This window comes from Geodermatophilus sp. SYSU D00703, from assembly GCF_054050155.1.
Genome location: NZ_JBJGYU010000011.1, coordinates 1 through 18023, shown reverse-complemented (window position 1 = coordinate 18023; position 18023 = coordinate 1). Strand labels below are relative to the sequence as shown.

Annotated in this window: 16 protein-coding genes and 3 pseudogenes; 7 read left to right on the top strand and 12 right to left on the bottom strand. The window is 71.6% G+C overall.

Annotated features, from left to right (window positions below; genetic code table 11):
* Positions 1 to 79 precede the first annotated feature (79 nt).
* Genes ACI782_RS12765 through ACI782_RS12745 form a run of 5 tightly spaced genes read right to left on the bottom strand, consistent with a single transcriptional unit; the run spans position 80 to position 5058 of the window.
* Positions 80 to 1075 carry an ABC transporter permease gene (locus ACI782_RS12765; protein ID WP_456909690.1) on the bottom strand — a complete coding sequence of 332 codons (996 nt, stop codon included), beginning with the start codon at positions 1073 to 1075 and terminating at the stop codon, positions 80 to 82.
* Positions 1072 to 2661, bottom strand: coding sequence for a sugar ABC transporter ATP-binding protein (locus ACI782_RS12760; protein ID WP_456909688.1), 1590 nt, complete (start codon positions 2659 to 2661; stop codon positions 1072 to 1074). Before ACI782_RS12760 ends, ACI782_RS12765 begins: the two co-directional genes overlap by 4 nt.
* Positions 2662 to 2702: 41 nt before the next feature.
* Entirely contained in the window at positions 2703 to 3356 is a 654-nt protein-coding gene (locus tag ACI782_RS12755) for a bifunctional 4-hydroxy-2-oxoglutarate aldolase/2-dehydro-3-deoxy-phosphogluconate aldolase (RefSeq protein WP_456909686.1), read from the bottom strand.
* Complete coding sequence (locus ACI782_RS12750; protein ID WP_456909684.1) at positions 3341 to 4087, bottom strand: IclR family transcriptional regulator; 747 nt, start codon at positions 4085 to 4087, stop codon at positions 3341 to 3343. Before ACI782_RS12750 ends, ACI782_RS12755 begins: the two co-directional genes overlap by 16 nt.
* The gene (locus ACI782_RS12745; RefSeq protein ID WP_456909682.1) at positions 4084 to 5058 is read right to left on the bottom strand and encodes a sugar kinase; all 975 of its coding nucleotides are present in this window, start codon (positions 5056 to 5058) and stop codon (positions 4084 to 4086) included. Before ACI782_RS12745 ends, ACI782_RS12750 begins: the two co-directional genes overlap by 4 nt.
* Before the next feature lie 149 nt (positions 5059 to 5207).
* Between ACI782_RS12745 and ACI782_RS12740 the strand changes: the two genes are divergently transcribed.
* The 5 genes from ACI782_RS12740 to ACI782_RS12720 are packed head-to-tail and all read left to right on the top strand — an operon-like array spanning position 5208 to position 9612.
* Positions 5208 to 5513, top strand: a complete 306-nt coding sequence (locus ACI782_RS12740; RefSeq protein WP_456909680.1) for an NIPSNAP family protein — start codon at positions 5208 to 5210, stop codon at positions 5511 to 5513.
* A 47-nt stretch (positions 5514 to 5560) separates the two neighbouring features.
* Positions 5561 to 6532, top strand: coding sequence for an aldo/keto reductase (locus ACI782_RS12735; RefSeq protein ID WP_456909678.1), 972 nt, complete (start codon positions 5561 to 5563; stop codon positions 6530 to 6532).
* A gap of 49 nt (positions 6533 to 6581) precedes the next feature.
* Positions 6582 to 8201, top strand: a complete 1620-nt coding sequence (locus ACI782_RS12730; protein ID WP_456909676.1) for an AMP-binding protein — start codon at positions 6582 to 6584, stop codon at positions 8199 to 8201.
* A 47-nt stretch (positions 8202 to 8248) separates the two neighbouring features.
* On the top strand, positions 8249 to 8677 hold the full coding sequence (locus ACI782_RS12725) for a MaoC family dehydratase (RefSeq protein ID WP_456909674.1): 429 nt from the start codon (positions 8249 to 8251) through the stop codon (positions 8675 to 8677).
* On the top strand, positions 8677 to 9612 hold the full coding sequence (locus ACI782_RS12720) for a cyclase family protein (RefSeq protein WP_456909672.1): 936 nt from the start codon (positions 8677 to 8679) through the stop codon (positions 9610 to 9612). The genes ACI782_RS12725 and ACI782_RS12720 overlap by 1 nt, the downstream gene beginning before the upstream one ends.
* A 347-nt stretch (positions 9613 to 9959) precedes the next feature.
* Here ACI782_RS12720 and ACI782_RS12715 read toward each other — a convergent pair.
* Positions 9960 to 10457, bottom strand: a pseudogene (locus tag ACI782_RS12715) (transposase); the annotation flags it as partial.
* Positions 10458 to 10688: 231 nt separating this feature from the next.
* On the opposite strand from ACI782_RS12715, the pseudogene ACI782_RS12710 reads away from it, so the two are divergent.
* A pseudogene (locus ACI782_RS12710) lies at positions 10689 to 11054 on the top strand (substrate-binding domain-containing protein); the annotation flags it as partial.
* Between the two features lie 249 nt (positions 11055 to 11303).
* Here ACI782_RS12710 and ACI782_RS12705 read toward each other — a convergent pair.
* Entirely contained in the window at positions 11304 to 11603 is a 300-nt protein-coding gene (locus ACI782_RS12705; protein ID WP_456909670.1) for a hypothetical protein, read from the bottom strand.
* Positions 11604 to 11740: 137 nt separating this feature from the next.
* Here ACI782_RS12705 and ACI782_RS12700 point away from each other — a divergent pair.
* Positions 11741 to 12971: pseudogene (locus tag ACI782_RS12700) on the top strand (IS256 family transposase).
* 350 nt (positions 12972 to 13321) lie between these two features.
* Here ACI782_RS12700 and ACI782_RS12695 read toward each other — a convergent pair.
* From ACI782_RS12695 to ACI782_RS12675, 5 genes are all read right to left on the bottom strand, one after another.
* Positions 13322 to 14410, bottom strand: a complete 1089-nt coding sequence (locus tag ACI782_RS12695; protein ID WP_456909668.1) for a mandelate racemase/muconate lactonizing enzyme family protein — start codon at positions 14408 to 14410, stop codon at positions 13322 to 13324.
* Positions 14411 to 14418: 8 nt separating this feature from the next.
* Positions 14419 to 15525, bottom strand: a complete 1107-nt coding sequence (locus ACI782_RS12690; protein WP_456909666.1) for an Ldh family oxidoreductase — start codon at positions 15523 to 15525, stop codon at positions 14419 to 14421.
* Positions 15522 to 16487 (bottom strand): electron transfer flavoprotein subunit alpha/FixB family protein, encoded by a 966-nt coding sequence (locus ACI782_RS12685; RefSeq protein WP_456909664.1) that lies wholly within the window; start codon positions 16485 to 16487, stop codon positions 15522 to 15524. Before ACI782_RS12685 ends, ACI782_RS12690 begins: the two co-directional genes overlap by 4 nt.
* On the bottom strand, positions 16487 to 17254 hold the full coding sequence (locus ACI782_RS12680; RefSeq protein WP_456909662.1) for an electron transfer flavoprotein subunit beta/FixA family protein: 768 nt from the start codon (positions 17252 to 17254) through the stop codon (positions 16487 to 16489). Before ACI782_RS12680 ends, ACI782_RS12685 begins: the two co-directional genes overlap by 1 nt.
* Before the next feature lie 191 nt (positions 17255 to 17445).
* Positions 17446 to 17868: a GlcG/HbpS family heme-binding protein gene (locus ACI782_RS12675; RefSeq protein WP_456909660.1), complete on the bottom strand. Its 423-nt coding sequence runs from the start codon at positions 17866 to 17868 to the stop codon at positions 17446 to 17448.
* Positions 17869 to 18023 lie beyond the last annotated feature (155 nt).

The following is an 18023-nucleotide window of genomic DNA, read 5'->3' as shown; positions in this document are numbered from 1 at the left end:
CACGACGAATCGCGTGAGGAAACGGAATTGCAGGTGCGATCGGGCCAGGAATGCGCCGAGGAGGTCCGGCGCGACCCGTCTACCGCCGGGTGAAGGCCACCGCGGCGACGATGATGACGCCCTTGATGATCAGTTGGAGGGCTGAACTGACGCCGAGGAGGACCAGGCCATTGTTGAGGACGCCGATGATGAGGCTGCCCAGCAGTGTGCCGAGGATCAGGCCGCGCCCCCCGAACAGGCTGGTGCCGCCGAGGATGACCGCTGCGATGACGTCGAGCTCGAGACCGGCGGCGAAGTCCGGCCGAGCGGCGTGGGACCGGGCGGTGAGCACGAGGGCGGCGAGCCCCGCCAGCATGCCCGTGAGGACGAAGGCCGTCGTCGTGGTCCGCTTGGTGTTGATGCCGGAGTAGCGGGCAGCGGTGGCGTTGCCGCCGGTGGCGAAGACCCGCCGGCCGAAGCTGCTGCCGTGGAGGAGCAGTCCGCCAACGACGAAGGCGAGGATCGTCCACGCTATGGGCGCCGGGATCCCGGCGATGTAGCCCTCACCGAAGATGGCGAAGTACTCGGGGTTGGTGATCACGACCGGCTTCGTGTTCGTCAGCAGCAGGGAGACGCCCCTCGCCACGCCGAGCATCCCGAGTGTGACCAGGAATGAGGGGATGAGCAGTCGCGCCGTCAGGACGCCGTTCACCCAGCCCACCAGGCCTCCCGTGACCAGACCGCCGACCGCTCCGACAAGCCAGTTGTTGGAGACGTGTTGCATCGCCAGGGCCGCGACCATGCCGGACAGGGCGAGCGTCGAACCGACGGACAGGTCGATCTGGGCCGACACGATCACGAAGGTCATGCCCACGGCGATGATCGACACCAGTGTCGTCTGGCGCCCGATGTTGAGGAAGTTGTCCACCGACAGGAAGACCGGCGAGGAGATGCTGAACGCCACCAGCAGCACGACGAACGCCAGGTAGAGCACGTACGGCTTGTCCCCGGCGACCAGCGCCTTGATCCTGCTCCGGCCGGTGGCCTGCTGCGAGGCCGGGGCCGGTGTCGTGGCCGGCGTGAGGGTGTGGCTCATGAGGCCTCCTGGGAACGCGCACGGGGCTGCTGGATGATGTGGTGCAGGTCTTCCTCGTTGCCGATCTCGTTTCGGTGCAGGGTCGTGACGACCACACCGTCGGCGACGATCGAGATCCGGTCGCAGATGAGCAGTAGTTCGACGAGGTCCGAGGACGCCACCAGCGCCGCGGAGCCCTCTGCCACCGTGCGACGGACGACGTCGTAGATCTCCTCGCGGGCTCCGACGTCGACGCCGACCGTGGGCTCGTCCAGCAGGAGGAGCGAGGGCCGCGGGTCGCGCCACTTCGCGAAGACGACCTTCTGCTGGTTGCCCCCGGACAGGTTCCCGACGATGGTCGACGGGGCCGGCGCCTTGACCGACAGATCCCGCATCGCCGCGAGGGCCCGCTCCCGCGAGGCGCCCCGCCGGAACCAGCCGGCCCGGGACAGCTCGCGCAGCCGGGGCAGGGCGAGGTTGCGCTCGATCGACTGGTCGAGCACCAGCCCCTCGACGTGGCGGTCCTCGGGCGCCATGGCCAAGCCGAGCCGGATCGCGTCGAGCGGACCGCGCAGCCGCCGGGCCTGGCCCCCGATGCGCACCTCACCGGTCACGGCCTTGCGCAGGCCGAACACCGTCTGGAGGATCTCCGTCCGGCCGCTGCCGACCAGGCCGGCCAGGCCGTGGATCTCCCCCGGCGCCACCACCAGGTCGACCCCGCGCAGCCGGTCGTTGGTGACCCCGGAGAGCTCGAGTACCGGCGGGCCGGACGGCGGGGGTGCGGGAGCGACGCGCGGCGCCTCGGTCACCTCGGACTCCGCGGCCTCGGCCCCGCGCCGCAGCGAGTCGTGGCCGGGGCCGACGATCGCCGCGACGAGGGCCTTCATGTCGGTCTCCGCGGTACGGAACGTCCCGACGTTCGACCCGTCGCGGAGCACGGTCACGCGGTCGGAGATCTGGAAGACCTCGTTGAGCCGGTGCGTGACGTAGATGACGCCGACGCCCTGCGCCGTGACCCGGCGGATGGCCTCGAAGAGGACCTCCTCCTCGCCGCCGGACAGGGCCGACGTCGGCTCGTCGAGGACGAGGACGCGGACGTCCCCCATCAGCGCCTTGCAGATCTCGGTCATCTGCCGGTACGGGAAGGCCAGGTCCTCGACCCGGGCCCGCGGGTCGAGGTCGATGCCGTAGGCGTCAAGGAAGCTGGTCACCTGGTTCATCAGCTCCCGCCGCTTCACGAACCGGAGCGCGTTGCGCGGCTCGCGGCCGAGCAGCAGGTTGGCGGCCACCGAGAGGCTCGGCACCAGGCTCAGCTCCTGGTAGACGACGGCGAGACCGGCCGCCCGGGACTCGGCCGGGGACCGAAAGGTCGCCTCCTCGCCGTCGATCCGGAGGCTGCCTTCGTCCCGGCTGTTGACCCCGGAGAGGATCTTGATCAGGGTCGACTTGCCGGCGCCGTTCTCCCCCAGGAGGGCGTGCACCTCACCGGGCAGGACCTCCAGGCTCACTCCCTTGAGTGCCTGGACGGTCCCGAAGGTCTTGACGACCCCCTCGAGGGCCACGAGCGGCGTCGGGTGGTCGCCACGGGGATGGATCGGCGTCGACAACGGAGCCCCTCCAGTCGCGTTGCAGGTGTTGGCAGCCGAGCTCATGAGGGGACGCCATCGCGGCCGTCCCGCACGACGGCGGGTTCCCTGCCGGCGCCCGGGCCCAGCCGCCGGTGGAGGGCCGCGAGGGCGCGCTCCGGACCGGGCTGGACGAGCAGGCCGGCGATGCTGCTCCCGAAGGCCACGCCGGCCGCGCCGGCGGCGATGTACTCCGCCGCGTTGCCCAAGTCGATGCCGCCCACGGCGATGAACTGCATCGCCGGGAAGGGGCCCCGGATCGCGCCGAGCCAGCTGGTGCCCAGTACGGTGGCCGGGAACATCTTGCAGGTGGTGAGGCCGAGCCTCGTGGCCACGCCGACGTCGGTCGGGGTCATGACCCCCGGCAGCGGAAGCAGCCCGGCCCGGAGCGTCGCCTCGACCACCGTGGCGTCGATGCCGGGGCTGATGACGACCGAGGCCCCCAGGTCCCGGGCCCGCTCGACGTCGGCAACCGTCAGAACCGTCCCCGCGCCGAACGGCCGACCCGCGGCACACGCCGCAACGCTCTCGAGCGCTGACCACCCGCGGTCCCCCTGGACCGGGACCTCGACGAGATCGACTCCGATCTCCCAGCTCCGGCCGGCCATCGCGGCCGTCTCGCCGGGGTCGTGGCCACGCAGGATTGCGACGCTCCGGAAGGTCACGGTCCCCGCCATCCCAATTCCTCCGAGATCTCGTGGGTGGCCTCGAGCAGCGCCGGCGCGAACCCCAGGAGCGTCTCGTCGTCGACTCGGCTGATCGGCGTGGAGATGCTCACCGACCCGGCAACCGCACCGGTGCCGTCGAAGATCGGCGCCGCGACGCAATGGATGCCGATCTCGTTCTCCTCGTCGTCGAGGACGAAGCCGCGCTCCCGGGCCCGGGCCAGATTCGCCTCGAGGGCGTCCACGGTGGTGAGGGTGTGCTCGGTCCGTGAGGTCAGCGCGCGATCGGCGAGCAGGTCCTGGCGCTCCTCTTCCGGGAGGAAGGCGAGGATGGCCTTCCCGACCCCGGCACAGTGGAGGTTGGCGATCGCGCCGACCCGGGAGTGCATGCGGACCGGGTGCTGGGCCTCCACCTTGTCGATGTAGACGACGTTGTCGCCCTCGAGGGTGGCGAGGTGGATCGTCTCCCCCGTCTTGTCGTTCAGCCGCTGCATCGCCGGGTGCGCGGTCTCGCGCAGGTCGATGCCCTCCAGCGCCTGGAAGGCCAGCCGGAAGGTCGCCGCCCCCAGGCGGTAGCGGTGGTCCGGCAGCTCGGCGACGAAGCCGTGCTTGCGCAGGGTGTGCAACAGCCGCAGCGCCGTCGAGTGGTGGACCCCGAGAACGGCGGCCACCTCGCCGATGTGCCGGGGCTGCTCCGCGACGGAGTGCAGGATGGTCAGGGCGCGCTCAAGTGTCTGGCTCATGCTGTGCGTTCCTCACCGGGTGGGGGCATACGGACCGCGTCGAGCAGGCGGTCCCGTTCGGACCGTGTGAGCGTAGGGGCGAGATCGCCGTCGACCGCGATCACGCGGGTGGCGAGCCAGTGGCCCAGGCGGAGCCGTTCCCGCGGCGCCCAGCCCCAGCAGGAGGCCGCAAGGTAGCCGGCCGCGAAGGCGTCCCCGGCGCCGGTCACGTCGACCACGGACGCCGGGCGCGCGGGCTCGGTGACGACCGCATCCCCGGTCAGCAGGCTGGCCGGGCCGGCGCCGCGCTTGAGCACGACCTCCTGGTCGTCGCGAGTCAGCAGCCGCCGGCGGACCTCGTCCTCGTCGCAGGTGCCCAGGAGGCTCCGCGCCTCATCGTCACCTATGAATACGGTGTCGGCCCGGCGGGCCAGAGCGACGAGCACGCGGGCGGCCTCGGCCGCTCCCGACCACAGTGCGGGCCGGTAGTTGACGTCGAAGCTGACCCGGCCGGCCCGATGGGTGCGGCGATCCACGACCTCCTCCGCCAGGGCGGCGCAGGAGTCGGACAGCGCCGGCGTGACGCCGGTGACGTGCACCCATCGCGTGGGGCCGGCCCCCTGGACGTGCGCGGCGGTCAGGGCGCGGGCCGCGCTCTGGCTGCGGTAGTACCGCACCGTGGTGCCGCCGGGCGTCACCTCTTTGACCGCGACGCCGGTGACCCGGGTCTCGTCCCACTCCACCTGCAGATCGACCCCGTGGCCGGACACGGCGGCGGCGACGTGCCGGCCCAGCTCGTCTGCGCCCAGGCGGGAGATCCAGCGCGTGCGGCAGCCCAGCTGGGCCATGCCCACCGCCACGTTGGACTCCGCACCGATCGCGGCCAGCCGGTAGCGACCGTCCTCGCCGTTGCGGATGAACGCCGCCATGGTCTCCCCCAGGGACACCAAGTCGAAGCGGTCGGCTGCACCGACGTCGTGCTTGACGCTCACCCCTGCTCCTCCCTCGGATGTGTCCTTGACCGCATTCCGCGGCATCCCTATGCTGCGACATGTGCACAGTAGCTGCACATGATGAAGAAACGCAAGCGTCTTTGTGACACGCGCTACATCACCCACAGCGACCCGCGAAGGGGGCCTCCGTGCCGTCCCAGCTCCGCATCTACGACATCAAGCGCGACCTGATGGACGAGTGGCTGGCGTTCTTCCAGGCCAAGGTCGTGCCGATGCACGACAAGCACGGCATGCCGGCCTACGCGGCCTGGGTGGACCGGGAGCGCTCCCAGTTCGTCTGGGTCCGAACGTTCACCGGAGAGGGCTCCGTCGAGGAGCAGGAGAAGCGCTACTACGAGTCCGACGAGCGACAGGCCGTCATCGGCGACGAGCCGAAGCGGTTCATCCAGGCCATGCAGGTCCGTGTCGTCGAGCGGGTGCACCCGCTGCCGTAGTCCGACCGGAAAATCCAGCGCGGTCACCCCCGACGAGGAGGCACACAATGAGAGCACGGGTCCTAGGGACCGACCTGCAGGTCTCGGCCCTCGGGCTGGGCTGCATGAGCATGTCCGGCCAGTACGGCGAGTTCGACGACGCGGAGTCCCGCGCGACGCTGGCCCGCGCGGTGGAACTCGGCATCACGTTCTTTGACACGGCGGACGTGTACGGCCCCTTCGCCAACGAGGCCCTCATCGGTCACGCCCTGCGGGACGTGCGCGACCGCGTCGTGCTCTCGACCAAGTTCGGCCTGGTGCGGGCCTCGACCGGACAGCACCTCGGCGTCAACGGCCGCCCCGAGTACGTCCGGCAGAGCTGCGACCTGTCGCTCCAGCGGCTCGGGACCGACCACATCGACGTCTACTGGCAGCACCGGGTAGACCCCGAGACGCCCATCGAGGAGACGGTCGGCGCGATGGCCGGCCTCGTGGAGGCGGGCAAGGTCGGCCACATCGGGCTGTGCGAGGCCGGGCCGGACACCATCCGCCGGGCCCACGCCGTGCACCCGCTCGCCGCGGTGCAGAGCGAGCTGTCCCTGTGGAGCAGGGACGTGGAGCAGGATGTCCTGCCCACCTGCCGCGAGCTCGGCATCGGCTTCGTGGCCTACAGCCCACTGGGCCGTGGCTTCCTCACCGGCGGCATCACCACCACCGCCGACCTCGGTGACGCCGACTACCGACGCAACGACCCGCGCTTCAAGGGCGACGCCCTCGACCACAACCTCGGCCTCGTCGAGCGGGTGCGCGCGGTCGCGGCCGACCTGGGGTGCTCGCCGGCGCAGGTGGCACTCGCCTGGACACTGGCGCAGGGCGATGACGTGGTGCCGATCCCGGGCACGAAGCGGCGCACCCACCTTGAGACCAACGCCGCCGCCGAGGGGATCACCCTGAGCGCCGAACACCTCGCGTCGCTGGACCAGCTCAGTGCCGACGTCCGAGGTGACCGCTACGCCGACATGACGGCCATCGGGCGCTGAACCCGCCGCTCGACGATCGGCCGGCACGCCCCAGCGAGAGGATCCCCCGATGTCCATGCTGTTCGACCAGGTGCTCCCGGACGTCCTGCGCACACGCGCACAGGAGTCCGCGGACCGCCCCTTTCTCCGGTTCGTGGAAGGCCCCTCGGTCACCTACGCCGAGACGTATGCGCGCGCCTGCTCGATCGGCAACGGCCTGGTGGCGGCCGGCGTGGAGCACGGCGAGTGCGTCGTGATCATGGCCGACAACTCCCTCGACTCCATCTGCACGTGGCTGGGCATCCACCTGGCCGGCGCCGTCGAGGTGGCCATCAACCCGGCCTATCGCGGCCAGTCCCTGACGCACGCGCTGCAGAACTCCCAGGCGCGAACGATGTTCGTGGAGGAGGCCCACCTCTCCCGACTCGCCGAGGTCCGCGACACGCTGACCCATCTGCAGACCGTCGTGGTGTTCGGGTCGTCGGCGGTGGACCGGCCGGCACTGCCGGGCATCGATGTCGTCGCCTTCGAGGACGTCCTCGGCGACGGCGGCCGCGCGCCGGACCGGCCGGTGCGCCCGCACCACATCGCCTCGGTCGTGTACACCTCCGGTACGACCGGCCCGTCGAAGGGCGTGATGATGCCCCACGCCCAGGTCGCGCTCTTCGCCCGGCTGGGCGTCGAGGGCGCCGCGATGACCGAGGACGACGTCCACTTCTGCTTCATCCCGCTGTTCCACGTCGCCGGGAAGTTCATGGCGATCCTCGGGTCGATGATCACCGGCGGCACCGTCGTCATCGACACCCGCTTCAGCGCGGAGACGTGGCTGGCCCGAGTACGCGAGTACGGGGCCACCCTGTCCCACGTGCACGGCCCGCTCGTGGAGATGCTGCACAAGCAGCCCGAGCGGCCGGACGACGTGGACAACCCCGTCACCCGGATCATCGCCTCGCCGTTCCCGGCGAAGATCGCCCTTGACTTCGAGCGGCGGTTCGGGCTCCGGGGGATCGAGACCTGGGGCATGACCGAGGTGACGGTCCCGGTCTGGCAGCCGATCGCCGAGCCGCTCCGGCTGGGCTGCTGCGGCCGCGTCCGCGAGGAGCACTTCGATCTGCGGATCGTCGACCCCGACACCGACGAGGAGGTGGAGTCTGGGCGCACCGGCGAGATCGTGGTCCGCCCGCGGGCGCCCTGGACGATCATGGCCGGGTACCTGCGCAACCCCGAGGCAACGCTGCAGGCGTGGCGCAACCTCTGGTTCCACACCGGGGACCTCGGCTACGTCGATGACGAGGGGTACCTCTACTTCGTCGACCGGGCGAAGGAGCGGATCCGGCGCCGCGCCGAGAACATCTCCTCGTACGACATCGAGGCGGCCGCGCTGACCCACCCGCAGGTTAAGGAGTGCGCGGCGGTGGGCGTGCCGTCGGAGTTCGACGGGGACGACGACATCCAGCTCTATGTGATCCCGGCCGACGGCGCTGAGCTGACCCCGGAGGCGCTGCTCGAACACCTCGCCGGGCAGCTGCCGCACTTCATGGTCCCGCGCTACCTCGCGTTCGTCCCCGAGGTCGCCCGTACCCCCACAGGCAAGGCGCAGAAGGCCGCCCTGCGCACCGCCGGCGTCGCCGACGGCGCCTGGGACCGCAAAGCCGCCGGCATCTCGCTGCGCGAGCTGGTCCAGCGCTGAGTTCCACCAGCTCCCCACCCACCCTGCGACAGGAGGCCGGACCACCCGTGACCATCAAGACCATGGAGGACATCGCCGTCGGTGACCGCGCGTCGTGGCGGCGCACGATCACCGAGGCCGATGTCGTGCTCTACGCCGGCATCATCGGCGACCGCGGGCCGCTGCACCTCGACGAGGAGTTCGCGAGCACCACGCACTTCGGCTCGCGGCTGTCCTACGGGATGCTGCACGCCGGCTACATCGGGGCCACGCTGGCCGACCTGCTCGGCGCGGGGAGTGCCTACGTCGGGCAGTCGCTGCGGTTCCGCGCCCCGGTCTTCATCGGCGACACCATCACGGTCGAGACAGTCGTGACCGGGAAGAGCGAGGAGAAGTCGCGGGTGTACGTGCAGACCACGGTCACGCGCAGCGACGGGGTGTGCGCCATCGACGGCGAGGCCGAGCTGCTCATCTTCCCGGTGCCAGCGGCCTCCTGATGGGCTCCGACACCGCCACCACAGTCAGCGCCGAGGAGTTCGACACGGTCTACGCCGCGGTGCGCAACTGGGGCCGCTGGGGGGCGGGCGACCAGCTGGGAACCCTCAACCTCGTGACCCCCGTCGAGGCGGCCGCCGCCGCGGCGCTCGTCCGCGACGGCCGGACGGTGAGCATGGCGCACGACCTCGACGTCCACCCCGCACCGGACAACCACACCCCCGCGCTCCACTTCATGACCCAGCGCGGCGATCTGGGCGCCGGGGAGCCGCGGATCAACACCGACTTCGTCGGCACCGCCTTCCACGGCAAGTCGGTGACGCACCTCGACGCGCTGTGCCACTGCATCTACCGGGGGAGCCTGTACAACGGCGTGGACCCCGCCGAGTGCGTGACGAGCGCGGGCAGCTCGTTCGGCTCGGTCCTCACCGCATCGGCCGGGATCGTGAGCCGGGGTGTGCTCATCGACGCGCCCCGGTTGCGCGACGTCCCGTGGCTGGAGCCGGGGATGGCCCTGCACGCCGAGGACCTGAAGCGGGCCGTGGAGGCCGCCGGGCTGCGGCTGCGGCGCGGGGACGTCGTCCTCGTGCGGACCGGCGCCCGACGACGCAGGAGGGAGCTGGGCCCCTGGGACCCCTCCGACTCCAGCGCCGGTCTGCACCCCGACGCCATGGCGTGGCTGCACGCGCACGACGTGGCCGTGCTCGGGAGCGACGGCGACAGCGACGCACGCCCCAGCCCCGTGGAGGGGGTGCAGTCCCCCATCCACGTCCTGGCGCTCACCGCGATGGGCATGCCGCTACTCGACAACGTCAACCTCGAGGACGTCACGCGCGTGTGCGCCGAGCTTGGGCGCTGGGAGTTCTGCTGCGTGCTCGCACCGCTGCGACTGCCCGGAGGCACCGGCTCCCCGCTGAACCCGCTCGCCCTCTTCTAGCCGTCCCGGCGGTAGACGGCGGCCGGCGGCTCCTGCGGCGGGCCGGCCGGCCGAGACGACCTCCGGAGGCACGGGGCAACCACGGCTACGCCCCGCCCCCGGAGGTCCTCGCACGTCCCATGGACGCCCTCAGCCGCCGCCCGCCAAGACACCGGTGGTCCGGACGCACGCGGCCACATCGGTCCATCCCGGCGCTCCCTGCCTTGCTCGTCTCCCAGGCGTCCCACTAGTAGTGCTTCGTTAGGTCGGCGCTCGAGCCCGGCTGTCGGCGGGGTGTCCGCAGACGATGCAGGTGCCGGTCCAGGTCGCGAGCAGGGTCTGCAGTTCGTGCAGGACCGCGTAGAGGCTCAGACCGGCGCAGCCGCTTTTGGGCTGGTCCGCAGCAGGGTGATGAACAGCTGGGCGGCGGTGACCATGGTGACGTGGCGGTGCCAGCCGGTGAAGGTGCGGCCCTCGAAGTGGTCCAGGCCCAGGGCGGTCTTGAGCTCGCGGTAGTCGTGCTCGATCCGCCAGCGGATCTTGGCCAGCCGGACCAGCTCGGCCAGCGGCGTGTCCGCGGGCAGGGTGGCCAGCCAGTAGTCGGTGGGCTCGGGCTGCTCCGGCGGCCATTCGGCCAGCAGCCACGCCGCCGGCAGCGAGCCGTCGGCGGCCAGCCGGGCGGTGGGCCTGCGCCCGGCCGGGCGGACCCGCAGCGCCACGAAGTGCGAGGTCAACGGCCCCCGGGAGCCCTGCCGCCAGGTCACCTCGACTGCGGCGTCGCGGCCGGCGGCCAGCACGTGCGCCCGCAGGCCGACCGGCGGGGTGCGGTAGCGCGGCAGGGGATGGCGCCCGCGTCCGGTGTAGGGGTTCGTCGGCTACAACCAACTGCAGTCCGGGCAACTGCTGGGTGAGTTCGTGGCGCAGCAGTACAAAGAGACCGGCAAGCCGAAGATCACGGTGATGTACCTGCGCGGCATCATCGGTCACCCCGCGGACACGTCCCGCGCCCAGGGCTTCCAGCAGGCCCTCGACGAGGCCGGCCTGGGCCCCGACCAGGTGGAGATCATTGAGCAGGCGACGACTTCGACTGGGCCAAGGCGGAGTCCGTCGCGACCAACCTGCTCGCGCAGAACCCCGACGTGGACATCATCGTCGGGAACAACGACGACATCGTGCTGGACGCTCTCTCGGCGGCCGAGGCTCGGGGCGTGGAGACCGGGCCCGATGCGGGCCTGCACCTCGTGGGCGTGGACTGCATCCCAGAGATGCTCCAGGCCATCAGCGACGGCACCGTCGACGCCACGGTCTTCCAGAACCCCGTCCCGGAGGCCCGGGCCGCGCTGGAGGCGTGCGTGGCGGTGGCCCGAGGGGACGAGGTCGCTGACGAGGTCCTGGACTTCCGTCTGGTGGACGCGGACGACGCCGCCGCCGCGCTGACCGAGGTCGGACCGGTCTACAGCTGAGGTCCGTGGGCGCCGCTGAGCGCCCGGCGTCGGAGCGGGTCGCCCTCGAGCAGTTCCGGGCGACCCGCTCTCTCGTGGCGGGGGCGGATCGCTTCCTCGTCGACGGGGTGGACGGGGCCGCACCCCGGTCGACCGGCTCCTCCACGGCAGACAGCCGGGGTTTTGGCTCAGCAGGCCCCCCTTCCGGTGGAGGTGTGAGGGCAGAGCACGAGGAGCCGGCCGTCAGCGGCGCGGGGGAGTAAACCGCACCTACGGGGTGCGCTGCACCCCTTCCCGGTACAGCGGCGGCTCGGACGTGCCACGGTCCTGCCTCTCGTGTGCCGCCGCCCAGCCGGCGTCATCGCCGGACTCGTGGCGCTCGTGGCACGGGTCGCACAGCGCGACGAACCAGTCGGCATCCCACGGCAACGCCTGCACCCACTGCGGCGCTTGCACCAGCAGGTGCACGAAGCGCCAGTTCCGGCTGCCGCAGATGATGCAGCTCTGCTCCGCCGCGATCGGGAGCAGTTCCTCCCGCCGCGGTCCACGCCGGCCGTCCACGCCGCGCACACCGAGCGTCGGGGCTGACGTCCCCGCTGGTGGTGTAAGTCCAGGTCACCGCTCGCGTGAGTGATCACGCGAGGGGGCCATCGTGTGATGGTCAGCGAGACCACGCCAATGGTTCTCGCGGAAGGACACAGCACACGATGGCCCTGGACCAGTCTGCCCTGCTCGAGGTGCTGGAGGCACTGAAGGCCGCCGATGTCAACGACCGGATCCGCTCGGCGGCCAGCACGATCTACCAGGCGTTGATCGAGGCCTAGCTCACCGCGGTGATCGGGGCCGGCCCGCACGAGCGCACCGAGGCCCGCACCGCCCAGCGCACCGGCTCGCGGCCGCGGATTCTGACCACCACGGCCGGGGATCTGGAGCTGCGCATCCCGAAGCTGCGCGCCGGGTCGTTCTTCCCCTCGCTGCTGGAACGCCGGCGGCGGATCGATCAGGCGCTGTTCGCGGTGGTGATGGAGGCGTATCTGCACGGGGTGAGCACCCGCAAGGTCGACGACCTGGTGCGCGCGCTGGGCGCCGACACCGGCATCAGCAAGTCCGAGGTCTCCCGGATCTGCGCCGATCTCGACGAGGAGGTGGTCGCGTTCCGCGACCGGAGCCTGGCCGAGACCGCCTTCCCGTACGTGTTCCTGGATGCGGCCTACTGCACGGCGCGGGTCAACCGGCGAGTGGTCTCCCAGGCGGTGGTGATCACCACCGGCGTGGCCGCCGACGGGCACCGCGAGGTGCTCGGCTTCGCCGTCGGCGACTTGCGAGGACGGCGCCTTCTGGACCGCGTTCCTGCGCACGCTGAAGGCCCGCGGCCTGACCGGCACCCAGCTGGTCATCTCCGAGGCGCACACCGGCCTGCAGGCCGCGATCGCCGCGGTGCTGCTTGGCGCCAGTTGGCAGCGCTGTCGGGTGCACTTCATGCGCAACCTGCTCGCCCGCGTCCCCAAGGGCAACGCCGAGATGGTCGCCGCCGCCATCCGCACCATCTTCGCCCAGCCCGACGCCGAGCACGTGCGCTCCCAGCTCGACGTCATCGCCGGCATGCTCGGCCGCCAGTTCCCGCAGGTCGAAGCCATGCTGCGGGACGCCGCCGACGACCTGCTGGCCTTCACCGGCTTTCCGCTCGGGCAGTGGAAGAAGATCTGGTCGACCAATCCGCTGGAGCGGCTGAACAAGGAGATCAAGCGGCGCACCGACGTCGTCGGCGTCTTTCCCAACCCCGCCGCCCTGCTCCGGCTGGCCGGCGCCGTGCTGGTCGAGGCCCACGACGAATGGCAGGTCTCCGACCGCCGCTACCTCTCCGAAGGCTCCATGGCCCTGCTCAACCGGCCCGCCCCGGCCAAGGAGGTGGCGCAGCCGGCCCTGGTCGCGTCATAGTCACCCCACCGCTGACCAGCACGGTGAGGACTACTTCCACCACTCAGCGGGACGTCACCGCGTCGGGTCACGTCGATGGATGCCTTGCCGCACTCGGCCGTCTCACGGGAACCGTGGAGGGGCAGGCAGCCCTGTGCCGGGGGACGCCGAGTCGCGTCGTCCCGACGGCGGCCGGGCCACCGACCCGGTCGGCGAGACGACCTGGGAGGTGTCGTCGTCCACGTTCGGCCGTTCAGGTGGTGGCCGGCCCGAGGCCCGCGTGACCCCACGATCCGTGGAGGCGAGAGAGCGGCGTGGGCCGTGGGCCCACGCCGCTCTCGTGTACTACGTCCTCCGCTACCGGCCTCGGGTCAGGGCCGGTGCGCCTCCAGCGCCGACCAGTCGAGCTCGATGCCGTGGCCCGGACGCTCGGATGCCTCGGTGAAGCCGTCCACGACCTGCATCGGCTCGGCCACGTAGCGGTCGAGCGAGAAGCCGTGGACCTCCATGAGGGTCCGATTCGGCGCGGCCGCCATGACATGCACGGTGAGGTCGTGGGCGCCGTGCGAGGTCACCGGGAGGTTGTGCGCCTCCGCGACCGCGGCGACCTTCCGGAAGACGGTCATGCCCCCGCAGTTGGTGACGTCGGGCTCGGGATAGGTGACCGCCCCGGCCGTGATGAGGTTCGCGAACTCGTGCAGGGTGTGCACGTTCTCCCCCGTCGCGACCGGTGTCCGGCCCTCCCGCACGACCCGGACGTGGCCGATGACGTCGTCGGGGATGGTCGGCTCCTCGATCCAGACGAGGTTGAACTCCTCGAGCTGGCGCGCCGCGCGGATCGCCTGGTCGGCACTCCACTTCATGTTGGCGTCGACCATCAGCGGGAAGTCGTCGCCGAGGTGCTCGCGCATCCGCCGGACCCGCTCCACGTCCTCCCGCAGGTTCGGCCGGCCGACCTTCATCTTGATGGCGCGGTGGCCCTCTCCCTGAAAGCGGTCCGCCTGGGCCAGCAGCTGCTCGATCGAGAAATCGATGTCGATACCGCCGGCGTAGACCGGCACCCTGGGGTCGTAGCCCCCGAAGAGTCGCCACAGCGGCAGCTGCGCCCGACGGGCCTTGAGGTCCCAGAGTGCGACGTCCACAGCGGAGATCGCGGAGGTGGCGTGCCCGCCGCGGCCCGAGTAGTGGACCGCCCACCACATCTCCTGCCACAGCTTCTCGACGGCGTCGGCCTCCCCACCCACGAGAGCCGGGGCGAGGTAGTCCTCGATGAGGACCTTGAACGCCGCGGCGCCTGAGTTCACCGCGTAGGTGTACCCGCTCCCCTCGACGCCGTCCGCGTCGAGAATGCGCACGGTCACGAACTCGAAGTGCGGGATGGACCCGTGCGTGCTGTCGCTGAGTACCGTCTCCAGCGGCACGCGGTAGTAGTCGGTGCGCACTTGCCGGATCTTGGCCATGGAGTCTCCTACGAGGTCGAAACGGACGTGGCCGGCCGGGCGGTGTCCGCCGGCGACGGCAGCGGGACGCCGGTGCTGGCGGCCAGGGGGTACAGGACGGCGAGCAGTTCCTCGCGGAGGTGGACGCGGCCGCTGCCCGCCGCGACACGGGCGAGCTCGGGCTCCCCGGGCACCATGGGGGTCTCGCCGTCCAGGCCGCTGCGGTGCACGGCGTCGACGAGTTGCTCGATGCGCCGGCGGTACCCCGTCAGCCCCTCGGCCCCGTCGGCCCGGATGGCCAGGAAGAAGTGCCCGAGACGCTGGTGGACCGAGTGGTCGCCGTTGAGCGCGGAGACCGCGGGGCTGACCTCGGAGCCCCCGAGGGCCAGGAGTGCGTCCACCGCGAAGGCGAGTCCGAAGCCCTTCGGCCCGCCGCTGGGGAGCAGTGCGCCGGCCAATCCCGCGGTCGGCGACGTGGTCGGCCTCCCCCGGGCGTCCACGGCCCAGCCGAGGGGGATGTCCTCCCCGGCCTGCTCGGCCATGATCAGCTTGCCCTGGCTGACGGTGGTGGTGGCCATGTCGAGCTGCGGACGGCGGTCCTCCGGCACCGGCACCGTCAGGGCGATCGGGTTGGTGCCCAGCACGGGCCGTCCGCCGAACGGTGCGCACATGACGGCCTCGGTGTTGCAGAGGGCGACCCCGAGCAACCCCTTGTCGGCGATCCGCTCGGTGAAGAAGGCCGAGGCCCCGAAGTGGCTCGCGTTGCGGGCGATCACGCACCCGACACCGAACCGTCTGGCCCGCTCGACGGCGAGATCGGCACCGAGCAGCCCGGTCCGGGCGCCGGGTCCGTGCCCCGCGTCGATGACCACGAGCGCGCCCTGGTCGAGCACCGTGGTGACGCGCGCCTCCCGGCTGATCCCGCCGTGCTTGATGCGGGCGATGTAGGTCGGCAGGCGCAGGAAGCCGTGCGTGGCCACCCCGCGGGACTCAGCGAAGGCGAGGCTGTCCGCGACGGGTCCGGCGTCCTCGGCGGACAAACCGGAGGCGACGAGCACGGCGGCCGCCCAGTCCCGGATCGCGGCCAGGTCCACCGTGGCCGCCTCCGGCGCCTCGCCGACGTCCTGGCCCGTCACGCGGATCCGCCGTTACCCGCGAGGAGCGCCTCCATCTGCTCGGCGACCTCATGGACGTCGGCCACCGCACCGATGTGGGCGATCCTGAAGATGGGAGCACTCGCGTCGGAGTTGACGGCGACGATGAGCTTTGAGGCCTGCATCCCGGCGAGGTGCTGCACGGCACCCGAGATGCCGAAGGCCAGGTAGACCTTGGGCTTGACGGTGACCCCGGTCTGGCCGACCTGGTGACCGGCGGGGACCCAGCCGGCGTCGATCAGCGGCCGGGAGGCGCCGAGCAGGGCGCCGAGCCGGTCGGCCAGGCGGGCGAAGGTCTCGACGTTCTCCTGCGTCCCCACGCCGCGGCCGATGCTCAGGATGACGTCGGCGCGCTTGAGGTCGACCGTGCTCTCCGGCGCGTGGTACTCGACGTGCCGCACGCGCGGGGTGACGTCGACCGGGTCCAGCTCGGTGGCCGCCGGTGCCGCGGAGGAATGGGTGGCCGCCTGCCATACGTTGGTGCGGCACAGCACCACCGCGGGGGCTCCGGTCGGGAAGGCCACCTCGGCGAGGACCTTGCCGCCGTAGACCGGCTTGACGGCGACCAGCGTGCCGTCGGTCTCCCGCCGCAGCTCCACCACGTCGGCGGCGAATCCCGCCCCGGCCCGCTCGGCCAGGGCGGCGGCGAAGGAGGCCGAGCGGATGGAGTGGCTGAGCAGGACCACGTCCGGCGAGAGGCGGCCGACCATCGCGCTCGCTGCGGCCGCAGCGACCTCCGCGGAGAAGCCGGGGCTCGGGGTGCGGACCGTGATGACGGCGTCCACGCCGTCCAGCGAACTCTGGTCGAGCACCGCGGCCGGGTCCGCCGTCGCGATGCCCAGCGTGACCGGGCCGCCCAGGGCGGCAGCTGCGGTCACCAGCTCAGCAGTGGGGTCCTCCAGGTGACCGTCGACCACCTGCGCCAGCACGAGCACTCCGGACATCAGTTCACCTCTCGCACGAGTCGCACGAGGCGCTCGGCCACCGCGCTGGGACCACCCTGGATCAGTTCGACGCCCCGCCCGCCGCTCACGTCCGGGACGTACATGCGCCGCACCGTCACTCCGGCCGGGCCGACGTCCTCCGGCTGGACGACCGGGATCGCGGCCTTCTTGGCCTTCAGCTTCTCCTTGAAGCTGCCGTACCGAGGCGTGTTCAGGCCGGTCTGCACGGTGAGCACGGCGGGCCGTTCGACCTCGACGACCTCGACCAGCCCGCCCTCGAACTCCCGGTGCAGCCTCGCGGTGGCGGCGCCGGCGTCCGCCTCCACCCTCGTGACGACGCTGACACACGGCAGGTCCAGCGCCGCCGCCAGTGCCGGCCCGGTCGACTGCTGGGCCGCGTCAGAGGACTGGACGCCGCAGAGCACCAGGTCCGGCTCCTCCGCGCGCACCGCGCCGGCCAGCGCCCGTGCCACGCGCAGCGGGTCGTGCTGGGCGTCGCCCTCGCAGGCCACCCGCACCGCGCGGTCGGCCCCCATCGCCAGGCAGGCCCGGAGCGCCTCCTCAGCCCCCGCCTCGCCGGCGGTCACGACGACGACCTCGCCCTGGCCGGCGGCCTCGCGCAGGCGGAGGGCCTCCTCCACCGCGTACGTGTCCGCCTCGTTGAGCTGGGGCTCCTTGAACGCCGGGTCGACGTCCGTGCCCTGCTCGTCGAATTCCACGAAGGCGGACACCTCGACCACCTGCTTCACACACACCACGGTCTTCATGGAGCTCCTCGGGTCGGAAAGGCATGTCCTAGAAAGTGCAACATGTGCAGTGCCTACGCATATTTTGCAGGGGTTGGTCCATCCTGTCAACGCCGGGACCGAGCGAATTTCGGCTCCGGCCGTTCCGGTAACGCGCAGGAGCGCACCAGCCGAGCGGCTGCCCGGCTGGTGCGCTCCCGCGGTGAGGAGGGTCAGGACATGGAGTCCGGCGCCCACTCCCCCTCGCCGAACTCCAGGCGGGCGTCCCGCAGCATCTCCATGTCCTCCTGCGTGGTACCGCCCGAGATGCCGACGCCGAACGCCTGGCCGTCGAGCTCGACCCGCGAGCCGCCACCGAACGCCACCAGCCGGCTGGACGACGACGTCAGCGTGAACAGCGGCTGACCGGGCTGGACGAGGTCGGCCAGGGCGTTGGTCTCCATCCCCATGACTACGGACGTGTAGGCCTTCCGCTCGGCCATCTCCAGTGCCAGCACGGGCGAACCCGGCATCCGGCGCAGCATCACCGGGTGCCCGTGCTCGTCCACCACGGTCACGCAGATCGGGATGCCGCGCCGTCCGGCGACGTCCTCGCAGACGTCGCTGAACCTCTTGAGCTGCTGGAATGCGTTCACGTGTCGCTGTTCTCCTCTGCCTGGACGGTCAGGCGCCGGTGGGCGTGGGGCGGTAGACGGGGCCACGGGCGATGACGACGTCGAGGATGCCGTCCTCGAGGTAGGCCTCGGCCTCCCCTTCCATGGCCGGGTTGCGGGCCGGGGCGGCGGCCGGA